Origin of the sequence: Marinomonas rhodophyticola (assembly GCF_026113935.1) — a bacterium.
Classification (GTDB): domain Bacteria; phylum Pseudomonadota; class Gammaproteobacteria; order Pseudomonadales; family Marinomonadaceae; genus Marinomonas; species Marinomonas rhodophyticola.
Map to the genome: position 1 here is coordinate 741,159 of NZ_JAPEUL010000007.1, position 23,859 is coordinate 765,017.

General features: G+C 43.8%; 19 protein-coding genes and 1 pseudogene. 7 read left to right on the plus strand and 13 right to left on the minus strand.

Going from position 1 to position 23,859, the window contains the following annotated elements; genetic code table 11:
- Positions 1 to 56 precede the first annotated feature (56 nt).
- The 7 genes and pseudogenes from ONZ52_RS12360 to ONZ52_RS12395 all read left to right on the plus strand — a co-directional run bounded on the left by ONZ52_RS12360 (position 57) and on the right by ONZ52_RS12395 (position 11,196).
- Complete coding sequence (locus tag ONZ52_RS12360) at positions 57 to 941, plus strand: LysR family transcriptional regulator (protein WP_265218938.1); 885 nt, start codon at positions 57 to 59, stop codon at positions 939 to 941.
- A 494-nt stretch (positions 942 to 1,435) separates the two neighbouring features.
- Positions 1,436 to 2,404: a hypothetical protein gene (locus tag ONZ52_RS12365; protein WP_265218940.1), complete on the plus strand. Its 969-nt coding sequence runs from the start codon at positions 1,436 to 1,438 to the stop codon at positions 2,402 to 2,404.
- Positions 2,405 to 2,424: 20 nt separating this feature from the next.
- On the plus strand, positions 2,425 to 2,925 hold the full coding sequence (locus tag ONZ52_RS12370) for a hypothetical protein (RefSeq protein WP_265218941.1): 501 nt from the start codon (positions 2,425 to 2,427) through the stop codon (positions 2,923 to 2,925).
- Positions 2,926 to 3,367: 442 nt separating this feature from the next.
- Positions 3,368 to 5,986, plus strand: coding sequence for a beta-ketoacyl synthase N-terminal-like domain-containing protein (locus tag ONZ52_RS12375; protein ID WP_265218942.1), 2,619 nt, complete (start codon positions 3,368 to 3,370; stop codon positions 5,984 to 5,986).
- Positions 5,987 to 5,997: 11 nt separating this feature from the next.
- Entirely contained in the window at positions 5,998 to 6,114 is a 117-nt protein-coding gene (locus ONZ52_RS12380; RefSeq protein WP_265218944.1) for a hypothetical protein, read from the plus strand.
- A pseudogene (locus tag ONZ52_RS12385) lies at positions 6,095 to 10,444 on the plus strand (thioesterase domain-containing protein). The gene ONZ52_RS12380 and the pseudogene ONZ52_RS12385 overlap by 20 nt, the downstream one beginning before the upstream one ends.
- Positions 10,441 to 11,196: an aspartyl/asparaginyl beta-hydroxylase domain-containing protein gene (locus ONZ52_RS12395; protein WP_265218945.1), complete on the plus strand. Its 756-nt coding sequence runs from the start codon at positions 10,441 to 10,443 to the stop codon at positions 11,194 to 11,196. The pseudogene ONZ52_RS12385 and the gene ONZ52_RS12395 overlap by 4 nt, the downstream one beginning before the upstream one ends.
- Before the next feature lie 100 nt (positions 11,197 to 11,296).
- On the opposite strand, the gene ONZ52_RS12400 is transcribed toward ONZ52_RS12395, so the two are convergent.
- From ONZ52_RS12400 to ONZ52_RS12460, 13 genes are all read right to left on the minus strand, one after another.
- Entirely contained in the window at positions 11,297 to 12,721 is a 1,425-nt protein-coding gene (locus ONZ52_RS12400) for a hypothetical protein (protein WP_265218947.1), read from the minus strand.
- A 24-nt stretch (positions 12,722 to 12,745) separates the two neighbouring features.
- A complete protein-coding gene (locus ONZ52_RS12405; RefSeq protein WP_265218948.1) occupies positions 12,746 to 13,639 on the minus strand; it encodes a hypothetical protein in 894 nt (297 codons plus the stop codon).
- Positions 13,640 to 13,692: 53 nt separating this feature from the next.
- Complete coding sequence (locus ONZ52_RS12410) at positions 13,693 to 13,821, minus strand: hypothetical protein (RefSeq protein WP_265218949.1); 129 nt, start codon at positions 13,819 to 13,821, stop codon at positions 13,693 to 13,695.
- A 64-nt stretch (positions 13,822 to 13,885) separates the two neighbouring features.
- Positions 13,886 to 14,617 (minus strand): hypothetical protein, encoded by a 732-nt coding sequence (locus ONZ52_RS12415; protein WP_265218950.1) that lies wholly within the window; start codon positions 14,615 to 14,617, stop codon positions 13,886 to 13,888.
- The gene (locus tag ONZ52_RS12420; RefSeq protein WP_265218951.1) at positions 14,539 to 15,726 is read right to left on the minus strand and encodes a hypothetical protein; all 1,188 of its coding nucleotides are present in this window, start codon (positions 15,724 to 15,726) and stop codon (positions 14,539 to 14,541) included. Before ONZ52_RS12420 ends, ONZ52_RS12415 begins: the two co-directional genes overlap by 79 nt.
- Positions 15,672 to 16,721, minus strand: coding sequence for a hypothetical protein (locus ONZ52_RS12425; protein ID WP_265218953.1), 1,050 nt, complete (start codon positions 16,719 to 16,721; stop codon positions 15,672 to 15,674). The genes ONZ52_RS12420 and ONZ52_RS12425 overlap by 55 nt, the downstream gene beginning before the upstream one ends.
- A gap of 384 nt (positions 16,722 to 17,105) precedes the next feature.
- A complete protein-coding gene (locus tag ONZ52_RS12430; RefSeq protein WP_265218954.1) occupies positions 17,106 to 17,738 on the minus strand; it encodes a hypothetical protein in 633 nt (210 codons plus the stop codon).
- Positions 17,739 to 17,741: 3 nt separating this feature from the next.
- Complete coding sequence (locus ONZ52_RS12435) at positions 17,742 to 18,398, minus strand: hypothetical protein (RefSeq protein ID WP_265218955.1); 657 nt, start codon at positions 18,396 to 18,398, stop codon at positions 17,742 to 17,744.
- Complete coding sequence (locus ONZ52_RS12440; protein ID WP_265218956.1) at positions 18,340 to 18,993, minus strand: hypothetical protein; 654 nt, start codon at positions 18,991 to 18,993, stop codon at positions 18,340 to 18,342. Before ONZ52_RS12440 ends, ONZ52_RS12435 begins: the two co-directional genes overlap by 59 nt.
- Entirely contained in the window at positions 18,980 to 19,273 is a 294-nt protein-coding gene (locus tag ONZ52_RS12445) for a hypothetical protein (protein ID WP_265218957.1), read from the minus strand. Before ONZ52_RS12445 ends, ONZ52_RS12440 begins: the two co-directional genes overlap by 14 nt.
- A 76-nt stretch (positions 19,274 to 19,349) precedes the next feature.
- Positions 19,350 to 20,015, minus strand: a complete 666-nt coding sequence (locus ONZ52_RS12450; protein ID WP_265218958.1) for a hypothetical protein — start codon at positions 20,013 to 20,015, stop codon at positions 19,350 to 19,352.
- 28 nt (positions 20,016 to 20,043) lie between these two features.
- The gene (locus ONZ52_RS12455) at positions 20,044 to 23,670 is read right to left on the minus strand and encodes a DUF6603 domain-containing protein (protein ID WP_265218959.1); all 3,627 of its coding nucleotides are present in this window, start codon (positions 23,668 to 23,670) and stop codon (positions 20,044 to 20,046) included.
- Positions 23,670 to 23,837 (minus strand): hypothetical protein, encoded by a 168-nt coding sequence (locus ONZ52_RS12460; protein ID WP_265218961.1) that lies wholly within the window; start codon positions 23,835 to 23,837, stop codon positions 23,670 to 23,672. The genes ONZ52_RS12455 and ONZ52_RS12460 overlap by 1 nt, the downstream gene beginning before the upstream one ends.
- Positions 23,838 to 23,859: the final 22 nt, after the last annotated feature.

Here is a 23,859-nt window from a genome sequence, read left to right on the forward strand (position 1 = left end):
GATTGATTAAAAAAATATATATAAAATAACTAAACGTTCACTTTTACAGAATGATTATGAGCCGACTCAATTACCACCATTTGTATTATTTTTGGCGCATCGCCGTCGCGGGCAATCTTACTCAGGTTGCTAAGGAGCTGCACATTTCGCAATCGGCGCTTTCACTGCAGATTAAACAACTTGAGCATAATATGGATGTCGCCTTATTTGAACGCAGTGGCCGTCGCCTTATTTTGACCGACATGGGGCGACGGGTTTTGGCTTATGCTGATGATATTTTTAATAAAGGGGAAGAGCTGGAATCTTTCTTAAACAAAGGCATCCTTGCTGAAACTCAGCATTTGTCCATTGGGGTATTGCCAACGTTATCGAGAAACTTCGTTGAGCACTTTGTCAGCCCACTGCTGGCCAAACCTGAGGTGAGCTTTTCATTGACCGCTCGTGGCATGAGTGACCTGCTAAATGGCCTAACCAATCATGAATTGGACCTTGTACTGACCAATCGTCCTGTTAGTGCCGAAACAAAAGACGCGCCTTGGATTGTGCAACAAGTTTCCCGTCAGCCGCTCGCTATTGTTGGCCCGAAAGAAAGTAAGATACACACACCGTTTCCGCAAGGGTATGAATCGGCTCATTGGATACTACCAGGGAAAAACACCGAAATCCGAACGGCGTTTAACCTGCTTTGTGCCACATGGCAGTATCAGCCTGATGTCAAAGCTGAAGCCGATGACATGGCGATGCTGCGTCTTCTCGCGAGGGACAGCGGTGCCTTAGCCGTGCTACCACCGGTCGTTGTGAAAGACGAAATTCGACAAGGATTGCTGGAAGAATATCAACGCCTACCCGATGCTTACGAACACTTTTACGCCATCACCACACAACGCAAATTTGTGCCACAAGTTTTAATAGAATTGTTGCAAATGAGTCAAAATATTTAGTTTTTGAACGACAACTGTAATTTTTACTATCCTATTTGCTACATACAGTTAGCTCAATCAAATTATTAATGAGTAAGTTAGCCCCAATTTCTTTCAGGTTTGTATTGGTGTGATAGCTATACGTTACTAGGGAAGGTACGAATAAGCCTATCACATTCGGTAATCGCCTCGAATAACAGGTTTTGTCTACATGCTGAGACAAAAAGGTTTGTTCACGCCTTCTCTAGAGTGCATTCACGCCAAATAACCACTGCGTACCACTTACTTTCATAGTCGTTTTTCAAAGACATCTAAAGCGTTCGTGTAACGATGTGTAATATAACTTTTTTGTTTAAGCCAGTACTTTATTTTTTATAGCTAAAAATGATGAAGCCTCAGAAGAGCCTTTATATTACAGGTATCTATTTTAAAAATTTATTTATTGTTCTTAGTTCTTAAAAAACACCTGAAAATTGATAATAGAATACAGACAGGTATGAAGTTGGAGATATACTATGAATGAAGACCCAAAAAAAGTGAAATTTGATCTCTCTATTTTTAATGCAATAAATCATGGCCCCTTGAGACAGGGTAAATATAATACAACTATTGAATTAGAGTTAACCACTGGTAAGCATTTGTTTACGAGTGTGCCTGCGGTAATTGGTTCGTTTTTTCACTATAAAGTATATGGTCATATATCCATTCCATATAGTTATGACTCATCAACTGGGTATATTACTATTTGTGGGCCTGATGCAACTAGTGGAGAGCAACTGGTTATTCATACTTGCCTTGAACAACATACTAAGATGACCAGTCAGTATAATAGCAAGCGTTTTGATACCACCGAAGCTACTCCTAACATGTGGACGAACTTTATCGATAGCAATCCTACGGTTAAGCAAATGTATCAAACAACTATTCGACAAGTTATTGATACACTTGTAAATCAGTTGTTGGATGCAGGGGTGCAAGGAGTGATTCAAACCGGTTCTGCTCCTGTTGTGAATCCCTATAACTTCCAAGATTATAAAGCCATGTTTGCACCTGAAAAAGCAGATGTGGAACAACCTTCATTGGATGATCTGTTAGAAGTACAAAGTATTGTAGAATCAACCTATTACGGTACTATTACCTGGTCTCTGAATTATGCCTTTGCTAATATCATTGGCTCCACTAGCGATCCTAAGCCCCAAGGATATAGTAGCTGGATTAGACTATGGGCCGATGCCTGCAATAATGGATATGGCACAACTCACTGTTCTTCATTTAATTATGCAGACGGTCATACACCGTTCAATTGTAATACGACGGACTTTGTCGGTGGCCATGTTATTCCTGGGCAGAGCGCCAAAAGTGTTGCAAAAGGTGGTACAGCCTATATTTTTCCTATATGCAAGAGTCATAATAATAATGACAATGTTTACATGTCTAGTCGTTATAACCCAGTTGGTGTCGTGCTTCACAATTATAATCAGTAAATTTCAAATAAGGTGAAACCATGATTAACTACGTTTACAATGGCGTTTATCAGCAGGGCATGTCTGTTAGTGGAATGTTGCAATTGGGGATAACGAAAGGTGGAGGGCCAATTCCTAGGCTTACAGGTGGCGGTCTTTCTACGACGATTCCCCAAGCAACAGGGTTATTCGTTCCTTTCGACGGGACTGCGAATCACAGCATTGCGATTCCGTTACTAGCTTGTGCAGCGGTATTATTTTCCAGTACGGATCCTGATGCTCATTTAGGAACTTATGTTTATCATGCCTTGTCTGGTACGGTGAGTAATAACGCGATTAATACGGCCGTTGCAGCGCTCGGTAATCCACCGCTTGCTTCAATTCTCGTAGTATACACATTTCCAAATCCATCCGATGCCAATTACGTGGCTGCTGCCCAGAGTATTGTCAATTTTGGTATTCCCGCTGGACAAGTATTATTTGCCCCTAATTTAACTACTAGTGATTTCGGAGCAAGTGGTAATACCTTTATTGGGATCTGAGAATAGGTTTTTTTTAATACGATTTAAATGATGTTTAAAATCGTATAGTATTGTTTTTTTATAGGTACTTATCAGAAATCTATTTCGTTTTATATCTAAGTGAATGTCCGCCATTGATGAGTTGATATATCATATTTCAGCTTACTTTATAAATTACACTATATTGTGTGAAGTTTTTAATTTTCATTCATTATGCTTAATAAAGCTATATCAATAATTAGTAAAGTCTTTGAGGGTTTGTTATTTTAAAGAAATATAATTATTGAAAGTATCTTCTATATTAAGGTTAATAGGTGAAGGTAGTGTAACTAGGTGTAATTGCTTATTGGATATCTGTTTTCTATAACGGTAGTCAGTGTGTCATTTCTCGCTAGGCTATGAGATCTGTAGTGCTTAAAGAAATGGCAGAATTCATGCTACGGATATAAGAGTTTGTAAAAATATGGATAATGCAACCTACAACTTATCTTCCATGATATTAACCAGACTCAAAAGTGGGGGAGAAAAAGTTGCATTTACTTTTATCTCCGACAATAATGAATCTACAGCGATTAGTTATGATCAGCTAAATAAATTAGTGCTACAAAAAGCTTCTATTTTACACAGTGAGATCGGCAGTAATCGGATAGCCTTGTTAGTGTTTCCAACTTGCCTTGAGTTTGTCACAAGTTTTCTTGCATGCATTGTGTCTAATGTCATTGCGGTTCCACTTCCCCTTCCTAAAAGCACCAAAGATAGAGTGAGTTTTGAGCGTGTACTAGGAGCATTAGATGTCACTGGAGCGAAGACGTTATTGTTGCGTTCATCAGACTTTTCTTTGTTTGCTAATCTCGATTTCAACGTACAGTTATTGGATTTGGATAGTACAAACAGTGGCAATTCGCCCACTTTTATAGCTCCCAATATTGAAGCAAAAGATACCGCTTATCTGCAATTTACATCGGGTTCTAGCGGTGCACCACGAGGTGTTGTTTTATCACATCGAAATGTTCTGGAAAATCTAGCTTCTATTAAGCGGGCATTTAATCATTCTGAGTCAACGGTTACGTTAAGTTGGCTTCCACTGCACCATGATATGGGACTAGTTGGGCATGTGCTACAACCCTTATTTGAGGGAGGGAGTAGTGTCCTTATTCCCCCTTCTAAATTTTTACGTGATCCGCTTTTGTGGCTTCGCTCAATCGATAAATACAAAGCCAATACGAGTGGTGGGCCTGCGTTTGCCTACCAGTTGTGTGCTTCTAAGCTAAAAGAAAATACTGACCTGGATTTAAGCAGTTGGAAAAATGCCTATGTTGGCTCGGATCATATACCTGCAGAAGTATTAAACAATGCATCTGAGTGTTTTAGTCGACATGGTTTTGATTCAGCCAGTTGGTTGCCTTGTTATGGACTGGCTGAAGTCACCTTGTTTGTCGGAGGCACAAACGAGCGTAATGTATTAATGCTGGATGTTGATGCATTAGCAAAAAATCAAGTTTCTGTATTGAACGAAGAGCTGCGCGGTAAACCCATATTTGGATATTGGATTAACTCATCAGATTTTGATGTCAAAATTGTCAATCCAGAAACGCTTATCGAATGTACAGAGGATGCGATTGGTGAAATCTGGCTAAGGGGGCGGTCAATAGGTGATGGGTATTATCAAAATGACGTTGCGAGTCATCAAACATTTAACCGTAAGCTACGTGGCGCTGAAAACGAGGGCTACCTATGTACTGGTGACTTAGGTTTTTTTAAAGATAATCGTTTGTATCTCACTGGAAGAAGTAAAGATTTGATCATTATTCGTGGTGTGAACCACTACCCTCAGGATATTGAGAAGACGGTTTTGATGGCGGATCCAGGCCCTGTTCATCATGAAGTAGCCTGTTTTTCGGTTGAGCGAAAAGGGCATGAGCAGCTTGTGGTGATCCGTGAAAGTCGTAATAGAGGTACAACGAGCGACGAGCAGACAATACGGCGTGAGTTAATAGCGTCAAAAATCGCTGACAATCATGCCATACAGGTCAGTCATGTGGTGTTCGTTAACCCTGGAACTATTGCCCGAACCACGAGTGGAAAAATATCCAGAAGCCAATGTAAGAAAGATTTTTTAGCCAATAAATACCATGATGCTCTTGCGGAGCAATCGAATAGTCAGCAAAGAAAAATACCAAACATGAACAATCGAGTGCCTATTGTGGGTATGGCATGTCGGTTTCCCGGATCCGCTAATAGTCTGGATGAATTTTGGGCGTTGTTAAGTGAAGGTCGGGATGCGATTAGTGAAGTGCCAGCGGATCGTTGGGACGTTGATCAATATTATAGTGAAGTTGCTCAAGCGGGAAAAATGAATACTCGTTGGGGAGGGTTTATAGACGATGTGGATCAGTTCGACCCTCAGTTCTTTTCGATTTCCCCACATGAAGCCGCGGAAATGGATCCTCAACAGAGAATACTATTAGAAACATCATGGCGAGCATTTGAACATGCTGGCATTACGAAAGAGCAATTAAAAGGCAGTAATACGGGCGTATTTGTCGGTATATCCAATGGCGATTATTTACGTTTAAAGTGTAAAAAAGACCCAGACTTTATCGACTTCAACGCCTATTCTGGTTTAGGGAATGCCTATAGCATTGCGGCTAATAGAATCAGTTATGTGTTTGATTTGAGAGGGCCAAGTGTGGCCGTGGATACGGCGTGCTCTTCTTCTTTAACGGCCATTCATGCCGCCGTTAAAAGTATTTTAGATGGCGAATGCGAGACTGCGATTGCAGGCGGTATAAACTTAATGTTGGCACCAGATGCAACCATTCTTTTATCGCAATTTGGCATGATGGCGGATGATGGACGCTGTAAAACGTTTGATAACTCTGCAAACGGTTATGTTCGATCTGAAGGTTGCGGTATGGTCGTGCTTCGACGATCCGAACTGGCTTTGGAAAATAGAGATTCTATCCTCGCTTGGATTTTAGGATCATGGCAAGGGCAAGATGGCCGTAGTAATGGTATTACCTCGCCAAATCCAGATGCTCAAAAGCAGTTGCTATTAAATACTTTAAAAAAGCACAGGTAGACCCTTCTGATGTGACTTATATTGAGGCACATGGAACGGGTACCAAGGTAGGTGATCCGGTCGAGATGGAACAGCTCAATGCTGTTTACGGTCTTGATACTAAAAAAGGTGTTATGTTGGATCAGTAAAAGCAAACATTGGCCATTTAGAGGCGGCGGCAGGTGTTGCTGGTTTGATCAAACTGATCTTAGCCATGCAGCATAAAAAGATTCCAAAACAAATTCATCTTAATGAGCTGAATTCTGATATCGACTTATCACAAAGTCGTTTTTATATCCCGACCACTGAAACCGATTGGCAAAAAGCTGATTCCGCGAGGTTGGCGGCCATTAGTTCTTTTGGTTTTGGTGGTGCTCTTGTGCACATGCTTTTGGAGGAAGGGAGCACTTGCCATGAGCCAAGTTCTCATGGGCAAGAGAGTGGCAATTATCATTGTATTTTGCCCATTTCAGCCAACACATTGGAAGCGATGGATAGCGTCACAAATCAGTGGAAAACGCTGTTAGCTGAGCGAAGATTTTTCTCGTTAAAACAGCTATGTCAGGTAGCGGCGACTCGTCGTTCCCATTTCCGATATCGTGCTTCTGTCGTAGCATCGTCCCAATTTGAATTTAGACAAGCATTATCCAACCTTGATATTAAAGACACAGCAGTAAGTCATCTTGCTGCTATGTCACCAGAAGCCGTATTTTTATTTAGTGGGCAGTCTGGTCATTTTGCAAGTATGGGAAAGTACTTATACCGCAACTTTTCGGTTTTTAAAGACGCATTTGATTTATGTGCGGATGCTTTTGAACGGAAACAACAAAGGTCACTGGTGGAGTTAGTCTTTTGCGACGAACAGGAGCCAGGTAGCAATGGCCTCACAGAGCTCGATGAATATGCGCAACCGGCTTTGTTTGCGGTTGAATACGCATTGGCACAACTGTGGATATCGTGGGGAATCATACCCAAAGTGTTGTTAGGGCACAGTTTGGGAGAAATAACAGCCGCCTGTCTGGCGGGCTGTATGACAGTTGAAGAAACCATGTCTCTTGTTATCGTCCGAGGGCGACTTATGATGCATGCCCCTGGACATGGCGGCATGCTGAGTGTGCTTGCTGGATACGAGGATCTTCGCACAAGTGTTGATTTGGATGCTTTAGAATTGGACATTGCTGCCATAAATGGAGAGTCCATAACCATAGTGTCAGGCCCAATGACATCAATATACGCATTGGAAGAGATACTGAAAACAAGACATATCAATAGTGGCAGGCTAAACGTTGTTCACGCATTTCATAGCCGAATGATGGATCCTATTTTGGATGAGTTCGAACAGGTTGCCGCAGAAATAGACTACAAAGCCCCAGTGTTACCTCTTATTTCAAGCGTCACGGGTAAGTCAATGCTTATGGCTCCGAGTGCTTCTTACTGGCGGCAACATTTAAGAGAATGTGTGCAATTTGATACCGCAATAGATCAAATACTCAAGGATACGTCATCAGCTATTTTTATTGAGATAGGCCCCGGAAAAACACTCACAACCTGTGTTAAACATAACCGGAATGTCTCGAAACATACCGTATTGTGTCAGTCACTTAATGATGATTCTTTAGGTCTTTCAACCATTCTGCAAGCGCTTGGTCAATTATATTTGGCAGGTGTGTCATTAGATTGGAATCGAATTTACGAGGCGACTGAATCTTCTCCATGTGATCTCCCCGAGCATCCGTTTAACCGAAAACGTTACTGGTTTGATGACGTTCCGGAAAACGAAATCGCAACGATTGAAGCCAGTGTTGAAAATACTTTACCAGATATCTATGACATAGTTTGGCAACCACGGCCGCTTGCAGAAATGGTTAAACCTGCGACTAAATCAACTGGTTGGATTATTATCGGACATGGTCGAGGTTATGCAAGGCGTTTACAAAGGCTCCTTGAATCTCAAAATAAGCCTGTGTTTTGTATCGTAGCGGGTAAAGAAAATAGCTTATGGCGAGACATACTGTGGTTTTTAAACTGGGGTAGTGCTTCAACTATATCGATGTGGGATCTTTGTGATTCGGAGGAATATGCAAAAACCTTAAATCGAATTATTAATAAACTGGCACGCTACAATGTCACAAATTGGCGCGTCGTTTACTTAGGAGCAATGGATTTAACAATCAGCACACAAACCTCTACTAACAGTTTAGAACAGGATCATGCGGGCGTTGGCGTATCTGGCTTGCTTGCGCTGATCAAAGGAATCAACAAAGTAGCTTTAAGAACCTCTTTATGGGTTGTGACACAAAATGCGGTTGCCGTGAATGAGTCTACAACCGAAGTTGAATGTGCAGACGTGTCAGTGGCACAAGCGCCTATTTGGGGGTTAATGAAAACCGCTTACTTGGAACACCCAGAATTAAGAGGTGGCTTGATAGATATCGAGGAAAAATTGGCGGATGAACAGCAACTTACCCTGTTGATCGAGCAAATGGAGGGTGGGATTGACGAGGCTCAGGTCGCCTTTAGGAAGGGGATTCGTTATGTGCAAGTACTTGAAACACTGCCATTAAACAACCATTTGCCTTACGTTGCTGATAGTGAATCAGCCTATATTATCACCGGTGGGCTGGGAGGGATTGGTTTAGCTTGTGCTGCTTGGTTGGTTGAAAAGGGTGCAAAACACATTTATCTATTAGGACGTCGTTCACTGCTTGATATAGAAGATCACATTAGCTTTGTTTCAGGCACATATGAGGCCGATTTGAATGTGTTGGATAAGGTTGAGCAATTAAGACAGGCAGGCGCGAATGTAGAATCGATCGCTTGCGATATTCGGGATCATCAAAAGGTATCCGAGGTTATACAGCAAATCAGAAGTGTTAGACCGATAAAAGGGTGCTTCACGCGGCAGGGGTGAATTGGGTAGCGAAGACCATTGACGTTGATCGACAAAAGCTACTCGACTCGATGGCCATTAAAGTATCAGCAGCATGGAATCTTCACCAGTTGACGATAAAAGATGATGTTGATCTATTTGTTTTATTTTCATCCGTCTCGGCGCTCTGGGGGTCTGTTAACCTTGCTCACTATACGGCTTCGAATTACTTTCTTGATGCTTTGGCTCAGCTAAGGCATCAGCAAGGAAGAAAAGCGGTGTGTATTGATTGGGGACCTTGGTCTGATGTGGGGATGAGTGCGAAAGAAGAAGAAACGAAATTACTTGAAATGTTGGGACTCAACCTAATAGCACCTGATCAAGCACTCGCGTTTATGGAACGTTTAATTGTCAATAACCAGCCTCAGGCTGTGGTGGCGAGCTTCAACTGGAAACGTTTTCAGTCTTTTGCTAATTTTTCACTTTCTCCTTCCATGTTTGAAAAGATTACTGTGGAAAGTGCCTTAGTATCATCTTTACCTAACCTAGCAAATTTCTCTAATCTTACTAAAGAACAAGCGCGGGAAGAGCTGCTTAAGATCATTAAAACGCATCTCAGTTCGGTATTGCATCATGCCTCTGATAAGCAATTTGATGACAACACGCGTTTTAATTTTATGGGAATGGACTCGTTAACGGCGATGGCATTGTGCGCGCGTTTAGAAACCCACTTGGGAATCGATATTTCAGCGATGGCCGTCTATAACTACCCAACGATAGGCAAATTAGCGGACTATCTGTATTCGTTAATGGATTGTGGCTCTGAAACGACAGAAGGAGAAGCTGAACAGATTTTGTCTTCTCGTTTTTTTAATGTGCCAAATGTAAACGACAAGGGCTTTAGGTTGTTTTGTTTTCCTTACGCAGGCGGTGGTGCATCGGTTTTTGCTGAATGGCGATCCATGATGAACGCTGAGGTAGATATTATCCCATTGGAATTACCAGGACGCGAAAATCGGATATCTGAGCCATCAATGACGCAAATGCCAGATATAGTGGATGCGATTGTTGAAGAGTTAAAACCTTATATTGGCAAACCATTTGGCTTTTTTGGACATAGTTTAGGTGGGTTGTTGTGTTTTGAGGTCGCTAGAAAGCTGCAAAGCTTGGGGCTGCCACTTCCTGAACCAATTGTGATATCTGGCAGTGTACCCTCTCAGTATCGGAAAAGCGAAGGTCTGCATAGGCTACCTGATAATGAATTACTTGAGGCATTGTCTAATCGGTTCGGTATTGTACCACGGGGCGGTTGGAGTGAAGATTTACAAAAAGCGCTCATTCCCACTTTGAGGGCTGATATGCAGCTCTCCGAAAGCGTGGAAATCTTAGATCATAGCCCACTTAATGAACGTATTCATTTATTTGTTGGACGCGATGATGAGTGGGCACCACCTGAATCCATGAAACATTGGCGGGAGATGACGACAAAATTGCCAGTTATTGAGTTATTTGAAGGGGATCATATGTTCATTCGAGGTGAGGCGAAAAATGATGTGATCCAATGTGTTAAACAGTTGATATCCGAGCGTCGAGAGGAAACCCATATATGAGCAAAGCAAATCAGGCAATTTGGTATGAAATATATGGCGGTCGATATATAAGTGATGATCCCTTTTTCTTTGACGAAAAGGATTTTGAGTGGACGCAAACACTGAAGGATAATTGGCACATTATTCGAGATGAAATGTTAGCATTACTCCAAGAACATCCAGAAAAACTTAAACCGTATTTTAGTAAAAATCTTGTTTTTCCGCCAAAACATTGGAAAACAACGGGCTTCTTTTTTTGGAATTGGCGTATTCATAAAAATTGTCGTAGGTGCCCAAAAACCACAGCAATATTAGAATCCATACCAAATTTAACGGGTGGGAATTTGAGTATTCTTGAACCAGGGGCGAACATTAACCCGCACCAGGGGGATACGAATGCTCATGTAAAAGTTCATATCGGATTATCGATTCCAAAAGGTTTACCTGATTGTGGTTTTCAAGTAGGTGATGAAATTCGTGGTTGGAAGGAGGGGGAATTACTCTTATTTTGCGACGCACATCGCCATACAGCGTGGAATCATTCAGATGAAAGACGGCTGGTGTTTATTATTGATGTTATTCGTCCAGAGTTTGCGCATAAAAAGCAGTCTATCTGTGTCAATGTGTTGGCAACCTCTATGCTACAGTTGCTTTATCAAAATGTTTCTTGGCTTAATCGGCTGCCAGGAAAAACCCATCACGTACTTCATTTTTTGATTCGTAATGTACTGAGGCTTGTGTTACCGATCCAAAATAAGCTTCGGTTGTTATAGTTTATCGGCCTATATATTTTTGAATTAGAATGAAACCGCCTCCCTGAATAACGCATAGGGAGGCGTTTGATTGATTAATGGTTAGCAGATTGTTACTTGGTTAGATAATCACATACAAAATACTTTGTACTTTGGTGCCATCACTCGCGGCTCCTACCAGCGTGTAGGTACCGGCAGAAGGTGCTTCGTACTGCCCATGGTCTATGGCACTCATGTCTTTCCCGTTTAACGTGAGAGAGACAAGGTTTGCAGTAACCCAGCTGATGGTTGACGTGTTTTTTTGCTGTCCGAAGTATTGAATCTGAGGATGAGATGTATCGGCTCCTCCCAAATAGTAAATACTATTATTGCCACCAGGTTGATAAATGGTTAATACGGCAGAACCATCATGTTCGAAAACATATTGAGAACCTAGCCAGTTGTCGGGAATGGTTTTGTGTATGATGCCTGATAGTTGTCCATCGTCATTATTGGCGTATTTGAAGTAAGCGAGTTGAACTTCTTGGATATCAAGTGTTATGGATGTACTGAAGCTATGGCCTTTATTCGTCGGGTCGTAACCTGTCAAGGTTAGGCTGTATTCAGCTGTTCCAGGAAGCTTACTCTTATCATTTGCTGCGTTATATACATCTAGACCAGGGGTGATTGATGGGAACTGAGATTTGGTTGGATTGGTATACCATTGTGAGCGACCTAAAGGACCAGTCCAATAAGCTGCTGTGGCGAACAGGCTGGTCCAAGCTAAATTGTTTGATTCTGTTGGGCCAATGTTCATGCCTCCTTCTTGAGTTTCTTCAGCTAACTCGAAAGAGGTAATGGCAGGAATATGCTTTGTCAAGGTCGCCGTCGCTTTCTGCGGTGCTTTACCAGTTGCGAATACTTGCAAAGTATAGGTTGTCTGAGCGTTCTGGCCTATGGGAGCGTCAATGGTATAGCTTTCGGTATGGGGTGGTTTACCGGATACCGGAAAACTGTCTGGAAATGGTTGTGATGAAGAGCCTGCCACGGTAACCGTTTCGCCTCCGGTCGTCTGCCACCATAGTGTGCTAGTGGCACTTTCTCCGATTGTTAGGGGATCAATCCATGCATAAATACCGAGTTCCTCTTTTACTTTATTCACCGGAATGGATGTGCTTGCTGATAATGAGGTAATGAATTCTTCAATCTCAATCGATGTTGATGCAGCCGTACCTGAGACACTGACATTCGTAAAGGTGACAAGAATACTTTGACCTGGGTTCAGTGTTGTTCCCGACGCAACACTCGATGTAACCTGATATTTACCACTGATTTTTGAAACACTAAACCCAGTTGTATTGGTTGATGCCGTAAAGGTATCCGCCGTTGTCAAATCGTTATCGTTTTGACCTACGGGGATGGTAATTTCTATAGAAGAGGGATCTCTTCCCCCTTCGAATAACAAAGCAGGAGAAGTAATCGGATTGCTAATGGTCAGTGTTAGGTTTGTCGTGGTTGCGATAAAAACCTGTTGTGGTTCAATTAGGTACGTCAGTAAAGTGTTCATTGTTTGATTCCTTTTTAATGGAGACTAATTGGAGTTACCACCAAGATTCTTCGGAGATAAAGTAAGCCAGCCTTCACTTAATGTCGGAGGCAAATCAGATAGAGTGGCAATGCCATTTTGGCTTCCCACATTGTCAGATGTTGTCCATTCGGTGACGTCTGTACGTGCAGCCCATCCCCACTTGCCACGAATTTCTGCCGGTAATGGCATTTGAATCGAAGCCGGATTTGTTAAAATAGGGCCTACCCTGAAACTTGCTTCCATCCTATTGAGTGCACTGATGTATTGACTTGATGACAGTCCGATAGTAATTGCAGGTTGACTTCCCATAATGAGAGGGATTTCTTTGGTTGGATCAACCAGCAGCGTAATGTACAAATCTTCGGCATCCGGTGCTATTTCGATCAAATAATTGGTGGTGACGTATGCTGAATCTGGCGTAGAGGTCATATCCAGAATTTTAGGAATACTTTGCCCAGACATCGGGTGTACTCTTAGTCCCGCTCTAATACCGCTAGTCGGAGTGTAAGCATGGGCTGAATATATAGTGTCGTATTGATTGCCAATAAAATAGCCGATGACACCGTTGGTCTGAAAACCTAGATCTCCAATACGGATATTGAAGTTAAATTGATTGATTGGCGTTTGTTGAGGGTCGTAAATTGGGGTGTTTCCATTACTTCCGACATAATATTGCCCAGTGTTTGCCCGAGATTGATTGTATAAAGGTCTGCCATGTAGGCTGAATTGCACTTTGGCGCGGACAAGAGCGAGGGGTTTACCTAGTAAAACAGATAGATTGCCCGTAGTGGAAACACTGCCTACAGCGTCGTTTGCCCATAATGCCGAGTCGATAATATTAAGTAAATCTCCGTAAGCTGAGCTACTGACAGTTCCAAAGTTTAATAGACTGGTCACGAAACCTTGTAAATGGGAGTTGGATAAGGCATGGCGAGGAACCTAAGGGAGCATCAGATCCAACGGGCTGATCCCACCTTAACCCCGTTGTATTGTTCGATCCCTTCAATAGCAATGATGGATCCTTGGTTTATCCCTTCGGCATCAAAGACAATAAGCGAGTCATCAAGATGATTTGGCATAATCCAGCCGCAGATTGGCGAGGTAAGTACAGATGAGTTAGTCAGTTCTCCATCGTTCTTTGCGTTAACGAAGTTGAGTCTCTGTGCGTGTGGGCTGAATAATTCGTGGTGGTAACTGTGCAACGCTTTCATTTCCAGAACCTTTTGTAACCATGCTCTGAGAGACGAGCATGTCAATAGGATCTGGTTCTTTTTGTGGATTTTGCCCAACGAGTATTTGGCCGTAGGAGTCGACTACCCACAGTTTCATTAATTGAATATGGCCTGCGCGAACAGGAAAGAAAGGTAAAGACCCTGCATCAGAAATGGGTTTGGTATTGGGTGCGGTTCCTGTGTTGGGCTGGAAGTTCCAAGGTCCAGAACCGATTAAATCGATTTGTTCCTGTGTAACCGGAAGCTTAGAAGAAGCAAGTGCATAGGGTTGCATCATATTCATCAGTCGGGTTGTTAGTTGTTCACTAAACCCGCTCAAAGATTGTGCGACCATATCAATGCCACCCACTAAATCAGCGACTAACTCCAGATCGTCACGAATGTAATCAGGTAAATCATCATAGTCTGGGTTGTCTTTAAAGCTTGAAAATTGTGCTTGCAGAGTTTGCGCCGCCTCGGCATTTATAATTGAACGACCGACGAAATTTAAGGCGTTATTCGAAGGATTATCTAACTCAAATGTGTCCTTATATAAATAATCAATTTCGCTCAGCTCCCAGCCTTCTAACTGGTCAGATAAGGGGAAGTGCTTGAAGCGTTTGGTATCCAGCGGACTTGCCAGTCGACGAAAACCGGAGTCCAAGGTTGTGCGCTTCTTAAACTGACCGCTGCGGCGGAAGGAACAATGCCTTCGAATCCGGTTGTGGTTTGTACTAAAAGCTCATTTAATCCACCTGGCTCTGACCAGAGAGACGTTTGCATTGATTTTATGTCATTCGTTAGTTTATTCAGTTCGTCTTGTGAGGGTGTATGGTTTACTTTTTGAAACCAAAGTGTTGCTAGAAACAAGGCACTTGAGGGATCGAGTAAAATACCTTCCAGAATAAAACTACTTATTTCCTTTGGTAAACCAGCTAATACCGAAGTGGGTGAGCCACTGTCTTTTAGTGGTAATATTACTTGGTTGATGGCGAAAATATCGCTGGCTTCTAATGTTGCTGTGTTTTCTTCTGAATTGATCGTGAAAGTCAATTCCAGCCCCGTTATGGTTTGGCCTGTTACTCTCACTCGTAGCGTGTCTTCGCCACCGTAGGTGCCCGGAGCGGACCATTTTGTATCGATATCAGCGCCAGCCACGAGAACCACAGGATTATTAGGTTGAAAAAAGGGCGATTCGGATACGGGTTTAAGAATAAAGTCGCCTCCAAGTTCAGAGACTAACGAATCCTTTTGAAGCTTTATTTTATCGGTAAGGTCAGATAGATCCAATGCAGATGATGACACCGCCTGAGCCATAACATCCAGTGCGGCAGAAATGTCAGGTGTTAGCCAATTTGGTGAGCTTCGGTCTAGGTGGTTGGCTTTGAAAATAACCGCTCCCAGTTCTCCCCGTTGAGACTCAAGAATTCGGTTCTTTTCGTTATATTCTTGCTGTAGTGTATTGAGTTGCGTAAGCGATTCCGTTTGTGATTCCGTTAATACCACTACTTGGGTGTCCGAACTACTGAGTCCATCGCTGTTTGATTCTGAAACCACAGTCCATACTGAACCGCCAGAGACGCTATTAAATCTTGCTTGTTGCAATAGGGCTTCTGTTCCAACCACATCTGTCGTGAGTTGGTTTAGGATGCCGAGTTGGAACGCTTCAATTGCTTTTTCAATAATAGGAATATTGTCTGGCTGTTGCTGATAGGTATTTACAACCAGATTCGCCATATAGGCAGCAATGGCCTCAGCTCCGGTATTACCCATAGCAATAGTAGGGTATTTGATTCCTCCCCAAGTACTCCTGTACCGTATGCAATGTCTTTTCCTTGCCAATTAATGGTTGCGATCAGGGAATGACAGATTAGTTGCTTCGCTAAATTTGGTTGTGCTTCGCTGATACCGTTTGTGTTGCGCCAAGTGGCCCAAGCTTTGGCGGCATTTTGCAATTGCTCTGGAAGGCTAGAGCTAGGCGTCCCAGAGTTGATTCCCCACACATTGGCAAACTCAGACCATGCTTGTATGGCATCAGTGACCTCATTGAGACCAGTACCGATACTCCAATCTAGTTTGTCTAATGCGTCTTGCCAGTCATCCTCATTGTCGGTTGGTAAGGCGTAGGCTGGATCAGAGGTAGGGGCTGAGTACCAACCTGCGACAACATACGCATAGTTTCCGGCCTGATTTGGTAGGTCGTCGTGAAAAGAAAAAACGTTCTTTATGTTATCGTAGCCCGCTGACCAGCTTATATTTCCGGGTACCAGTGCCTTGAGGAAATCTCCGCCGCTATTGAGTGGTGCTGTCCAAGCTTCCAAACTCTGAAATTGGCCAATTGTAGATGGAGCCGCGCCTGACCCGTCTGGGTACTGAGACAAATTAGGGTCAAATGTACTAAGCACGTCCGAATTGATAACGGCAGCGGTTAGAGTAGGTGCAGAAGCGTTATTGGGGTAGGCAATACGCATGACCAACCAACGGTTTGGTGCTAGTGGAAAATCCACCTCTCCAGTGATAGTACTTTGTGTACCATGGCGGAGTGTACTGGGGAGCGTCCACATTAAGTGAGCGCCTGGCGCAGGGCGGTTCGTTGTACTAAAAGGTAGTGGTACCGCATCGGCTCCCATATATAGGTTTTGATAGTTCGTCTGAGTATTTGCCCAATCTCCTACGGATTGTTGATCGGGGAGACCAAATAACAACACATCGCATGCCATTGGAACTAACAGCCTAGGGCCTGGCCAAACAGGTGCTACATTACTCATAATTAGAATCTCCTTTAACTATTCGTTATCCTGCTGATGTGCGGAATGTGGTGTTTGATAGTCCATGAGCCTCAGCACCTCGAACCAACTGAACGGCTATTGCGGCTGGTGTTACGGTGCCATCGTCTGGTAACGCGCTCAGCCCAGGCTGATAACCATCAGGAGTGGTATAAGTGCTGAACGCTGTTCTGATGGCATTTTGTAAATCCAGTACGTTGACAATACCTTCCTGTCCATTGTTGTTATTGCGAAACGTGGCTGGTGCCGTTAAATAGTCGTCTGAACTGCCGCTTGTTTTAAGCTGCTCCCCACCTTTTAATGGTTTGTCTTCAGGCAGTCCTAGACCTCTTACCAGTACCTTGCTTGTTTCTTTTCCATGGTCATCTAGCAGTCCAAAGTGGAGCCCTTCACGCAGCCTATAAACTGTACGTCATCAGGAACACCTGCAAATAAGCACAGTAATACACCGCTGGAGAGGCGATCCATACGCAAAATAGGTAGGGGAATTCCGTCCTTGGTGCCGATGATTTCAATCCCCGGCCAAGCTTCGACGACGATAGATCTAAAAAGAAAACCGGAAATTATCGAATCCGCTTCTTTTAACGCGGATTGATTGCGCATGTCGGTTCGTATCTTAAGGCGTTGAGCTTGGACCTCTGCATAAAGCGCTTCGTACCATGCCGCATTGAACATATTATCCTGAGTTGAAGACACCCCGACACTGATTGCGCCATCTACCAGCCTATCCTGCCAGTTTTCATCAATGTAGAAAAAACGAATGGATTCATGGGGCAGTAAAGCGCTGTAAGGTACCAGATACTCAAATGGTACACCTTGAAGTAACGTCAGTTGTGCTAGCCAATCGACTAGGTCTTTTGGTGGGGCATTTTCTAATGATGAATTATTTGTATCTGAACGCACTTTACTCGTATTAAGTTGACGCAATGCAGAAGTCTGAATGGAAGGTTTAGGCATCGCCAGAGAAAATATAGACTGTCTGTCTTTCCAGGATTTCATGGTTTAGTTCCTGTCTTCATTTTGTTGTTTGGCGAGTGCCACCAGAGGGTCAGAGCTTTCTTTACGGTTTGATTCGCTAACCGTATTAGCTTTTAGTTTTCCTGTGGATTTTATCGGTTTACGCACATTCACTTTCGGGAAAATAGTGGTCTCTGGATGTGCAACAAAATGCATAAAATGATGAAGTTGAGTGATGACGTTATCGTTTGTGTTGTTTAATTCAGCAGGTTTCGAAACGACGTTTAAAGCAGGTGCTATTTTGGATTTAATGCTTGTTTGTTCTGCCGTGGATTGCATTTTTCCGAGATACGTTCGTCGCCAATTAGATAAAGATTGCGAAAAAGCGCCATCGGACAGTGCTAAAAGTCTACCTACCTGCCAGGCTGCGGCATAGGATAAATCGAATATCCCGGTTTTGGGGTCGTACTGTATGGCGTGATCTGAATAATGATAAGGCGCATAATCTGTGACTTGTTTGGTCGGCGCGGGAACACATGGGCCTCTATACCAAGAGGTACTTTGTTCGCCGATACGCAAGTCATTATTGAGCGCTACATAGCCAATTTCAACCGCCTCTTTAGCCGTTTCATTGATCGCATCGTTAGGGTTCCCTGGTGCTTGTAGCAGCTTGACACCACCTTTGCTTGCGACACCCAGCATTAGCTCTCGAAAGCTTCCCTGGCATTTTTGATGCTGTAAATTCCCAACCACCCAAAACGACGACTCGAATAGATTGATCGGCATTGGCGGATTTAGGTGGCGCGTAAGTGGGTAAATGATCTTGATGACCTTCTAAGGAAATCAGAAACGCCGTGCATTTTCCTCCTGCTGCAGGAGGCACTCGATTACTGACCACCACAGAAAACAAACCGTCAGCATCCATACCTAACATGATTTTGTTATCAGTATCTACTTCTCTCGCATGAGATAGCAGCGGAAGCTCTTCTAGAGTAGGGGCTATGTCCAAGAAGAATTGATATTTCATCTCCATAATTTGTGCTGAGGTGTCTGGTCCATTTTCGATGTCTGCATGGCTAATAGCAGGAACAATGACATTGGTTTTGGCCGCGATCACATCCTCTGCTGGCACTGTGGTTGGACCTACCCACTTTCCGCTTGTTGTATCGTAACGACCTATATTAGGTGTTTCGCCCAGCATGTCACTTTCATAAGCCAAAAGAATGGTCATCCATGGAGGCGAGGTGTCGGTCTGAGCCGCGCCAGGTGTCAGTGTTCGAGTCTCAAGGAAGAGCAAAGCGGTTAAACACAATAAAGGGCATTTGCTTATAATAATTCCCCGTTTGACCTTTTGGTGGATAAACGGAATGAATACTGGACGGGTCTATTGTAAATTGTGGTGCGGTAACAAAAAAACTTTGGTTTGAGATGTAAGGATCAACACCTCCTTGTTCAAGATTGTTAATCTGTTGTGTTCCTTTTACCGTATAGCTTCCAGATGCGAGTGGTGGGTGCACGGCGCTAAGAAACCGAATATTGCCTGGGCTTACGGAGCTATTCGATGTTTTAATGGTCATATCGATATCCTTTTCTGGCATTTAACTGACGACACGTTTTGTTAATGACACCTCGGATTGCATAATATGAGGTGCTTTAGGATTGATGGCGGAGCCTCATAAGTAGACTGCTCGAATGGCTTGTTTTTAATGTAGAAACTGGATCAAATACGCTGGCTTGCATGCCTATTACCTCAGCTTGATTATGAAGAGGGCGAACCACAACTTCTGTATAGAGTGAGACTTCCGTCAGCTTATAAATCAAAACGGTATGGTTATTGACTGTTTCAGAGTACACGGACTCTATCGTGACCGAAGTGCCCTGATTAGGTTGAATATCGTGATTAATTGACACGACTATTTGGTCCTGAGGATCCGAAACAATGGCGTTAAGCGTTACTGCAATGTATTGAATCTGATTGCTGAAAATGGTTTTAATCCATCCGGAATGTTCCGTATTATCGGGAGACAGGTACTTGTTCTGTTTTAGTAATCTACTAACGCTGACTAAACCACGGGCGATGTTTTTTCCTCTGATTTTTAGACGGCTTCCATTTTGAGTCTGGACGGCGATATTAGGCGCAATATAGAGTCCACCACTTACTTTCCCTAATACGGTATTCGCATCCCAGCCAACGAGAGAATCAACGCCTTGATTGGCAGCTATACCTTCTAGCGCCACGGAGTTTACATTGCTGTCCAATGCTGCAGTCGCACCAGCTTTTGTTATGGAATCGCTAACCAGATTGCCGTACTTGTCCATACAGACGACCCTGAGGTCGACCGAGCCATCATTGGAGAGCCTCATACGGTTCATTATTTTTTAACGCCCAAAGCAACATTGTCCCTTCATGAACGTTTTGAACCGTATCTCTGTTGCTATGTTGTGCCAATGTACTGTCTTTCGAGTCAACCCAACAATGTTGAATACACTGTTGTGAAACATGGCTACCATAACCCGTTTTGTGGTATTGGCGCCGAATGGCCAGTAGCTTCGGCTTGGCTGGCGCTGTCACCTTGGTTGTCGACGTATTTTTGATTTCAGAAAGCATTATGGTATTCGTGCTAGTGACGCCTCCATTCTGATACAAGCCTATTGGCGCTAGTACAGGAGGCGCTTGCATAACCAAAGCCGCAGACGTTGCCATAACGGAAAGGTTTGGATTTGCTGGTGCTTGCATGCCTAACAAGCGTAATGATTCGAAGACCGTATTTCTTGAAGCAATCACGTCGCTATTCATAATGCTGGCTTGTAATATTTCCAGCGCCTGATCTTGCATTGTTTTGTCGTAGGGTGTGGACGCTGTGTATTGTGGTGTTAAGTAATAGGGAAGAATGCCCTTCGCAAGGTCATATTTAAGATTATCAATCGCAAATTCAGCAATAGCCTGAATCTGAATATAATCGTTAGCGAGTAACTGTATGCCAACAAGAACATCGGAAATAATCATCTCTGATGCATTGGGTGCGTATTGTTTTTCGAGCGATTTACGGGACCATAGAGCCGCTGGAACCCCATTGTTTATCGGTGCAATACTAAGATTGTGTGCCTTCAGGTCAATGGGGGTGTCATCGCCTTCTCGGGTAATGATTATGCTTAATGGCGCATCTAAGGGTGTGGTTTTCCCCATGGGTCTCACGCCAATTTCCGTACTACCTATAGTGTCTTGGAAACCAGTTACTGTTAGTTTGCTAACGGGAATAGCACTCGAAATATTAAAGCTAAATGGCACATTGCGGATTTTCCATAAGCCTGTTTCCGCTCCAGCCTCTGAGCCTGGACCTTGCAGCAATCCATTTTCAACCGTAATTTTGATAACCTGTTGCGTCTTATCGCTAGCCGCATTGGTTAACGTCATAGAGGTGAATGAGCTATTCGCTCCTTGAATGTTTGTCTGGGTTCCGTTATCTGTACTACTAGGCAACAATTTATCAGCGAAGGCTTGCCAGTCTAGGTTATTGTTACTGGTGGCATTTGTTTCATCACCAATTGGAATGGTAAACGAGATAACGTACCAAGATACTTTTGCATGGCCGTGAGTCGGTGGGCCACTAAGATAAAGTGCAGCGCCAAGTTCTGCGCTGATCGTGATGGAAACCCCCGCGATTTCGGTATGGAAAGCCGCACCGATGCTGACACTGATTTCAACGTCAAAGTAGAAAGGTTGCCATTCAATTAAAAAGTTGGCCTGTGCCATTAACCAGGCGCGAAGAGGGCCAGCGGTGAAGACAACATTTAACGCGCCGCCAGCCATAATGGCGGTTGGTACGATGGCGAAGTAAGCGCCACCATTTATGTCTACTCGACCAATATCGCCGACATCCAACAACCATTGGAAGCCGAGTCTAGGCACAACAGGATAGTAGCTTGGGGCAACAAACGCGGGGTGATAACCCCCAAGACTGATGACAAAATCCCCCGCAGAAATAGGCGTACCATCTTCGGCTTGAATGTTCTTCATCCAAAGATAGAAGGCAAATCCGCCGGTTAACTTACAATCTTTCGCAATAATGTATGAATTGGGGGTTAATTGAGCTTCTGCCGATACAACGCCTTGTTCTGGGTTAATACTCACCTTGATCGCAAGCTCAACATAGGCAAGCGCGAGCGATTTAGGTACTTCTGGTGGCAATAAAGCAGAGGAAAGTGCCAGTAAGTCGATTTCAAATACTCGACCAAATTTCAGTATCATAAGCGCTTGAGAGTTGAGCAGTTTATAGGTTGTAAAGCTCAACCCGGCGGCTAGCCAGTAGTCGCCAACGCATGGCGCTATGACGTTGTTGAGTACTTCTAAAGCACTTTCCGGATTCTGTCCTTCACTAAATGAGCCATCATTGACGCCAGAAACCAAGGGAAAATTCTGTACTTCACCGACGGAAGGAATGTCCAAGGAGCGGTTGTAGCCAAATCCAGCCGCTAAACCGGTTACAAAGAAGGCTGGAATACCACCCAGTGGGGCATTTAAGGCACCAAATATGAATAGGGAAGGGGACGTTGCCCCTGTCTTTCCATCGGTGAGCAAGGTGTAGGAACCCATCGCCGAGATAGAGAAAGAGGCCGCCTTGACCAAGGCGGCACCCGTATACATGAGTTGTGGTGTGGTAGTTTTTAACAGCCCACCGCTGATTTCAACCGACCCACCGTTAAAGGTGACATCTAAGCCTTGTAAATCCAGTTTGTAAGACGATAAATCCGCTAATGTTTTGACTGGGATACCAACCGTCAATCCGGTCATGTCGGCTTTTAGACCCGCCAGCGAGACATTGCCCGTAAAGAGGACGTCCAACAAGTAGTCTGCTTGCTCCCATCCCAGACCGACAGAGCCGATAAAGAGTGGTCCAAAGGTTCTGTCTACTTTAACAACAACCGCATTTTCTCCAGCTTTACTGCCAACCAGATTGACGTATAAACCGCCATTATCGTTTTGATCCTGAATATAGCCTGTGCTTAAGCTAAAACTAGGATTGGCTGGTGGGTTTTGTGTGTTGTCTGAGGTGCCCGAGCCGAGTAAGTTTTGTGCGACAGGGTTGCCGCCTCCAGCTTCAGTTAGTGTATTCGGTGCTAAGCTAAGCATCATGTCTTTTAATGATAGCTCTCCACCGTAGGCGGTCACCTTATTATCTTTACCAAGGTCAAAAGTGATCAATCCTCTTGGAGAGACGGAACCTAACTGAAAACGAGAGAGCGACACGAGTGGTGCGCTGGATTTGCCGATGAAATCCAGTCCCGTATTGACCAAATTTAATTCGACGTGATCAAAATCGGGCTTGATGTCTGCACCGCTGCCTGTCACAGGTATATAAACAGAAAGTCCTTTTGCGTTTGCCAGTGCGCCAAGATCACCATTGGCCTGTTTAATCCATTTTGTATCCTCTGCACCGAGTTGAAGGCGGATATAGGGCAGGCTGCTAAACGCCATATCAGCCACTTGTATACGTGCACCAAATGCGTCTGGGTTGGTAGGGCTTGGGCCAACTGTAATTTCACCTTTACCACCATTAAAAGTGATGACGGTAATTTGCGTGCTCAGCATGGCTTTGATCAAGTTACCTATGAAGGCGGAAACGGTGATGCTTTCTAGAGTGTCCAGACTAGATAAAATATATGTCTGATCAGGGGCTTCTCCTTTGACCTGTATTAACTCAGTTTGAGCCAAAATACTGGCGGGAGTCGGTTCGGGTGAACTGCTAAACAGAGGTTGTTCCAGCCATTTTTTGACTGTGTCTTGGTTGAGTAGAACCACAGAAATATAACGAGGCAGAACCTTGGTAACCACCTGTACAACCCAAGATTCTATTCGCGCGGAAAGGTCATTACTTTGTCCGTCTGTTTTCGGGAAAAACTCTGGGAACAACTCTCGATAAAGGCTCGATTTTAGGCTGAGATCCGAGCAATCGCCAAGGGGATCCAACCCCATTACAAGTTGGCCTGATTCGAATTCAAGGGTAATTTGAGGCCTACATCGCCATCCACAGGTAAGGTCAATGCGATACCAAAACTAAATTCTGGATCAAAGCTTCCTGTTAACGGTATGCCGATCCCCGTTGGTGAAATGGCCGTTTTGATGGGCAAATTATCTGGCAATTCGAGAGCGGCCCATAGGCCC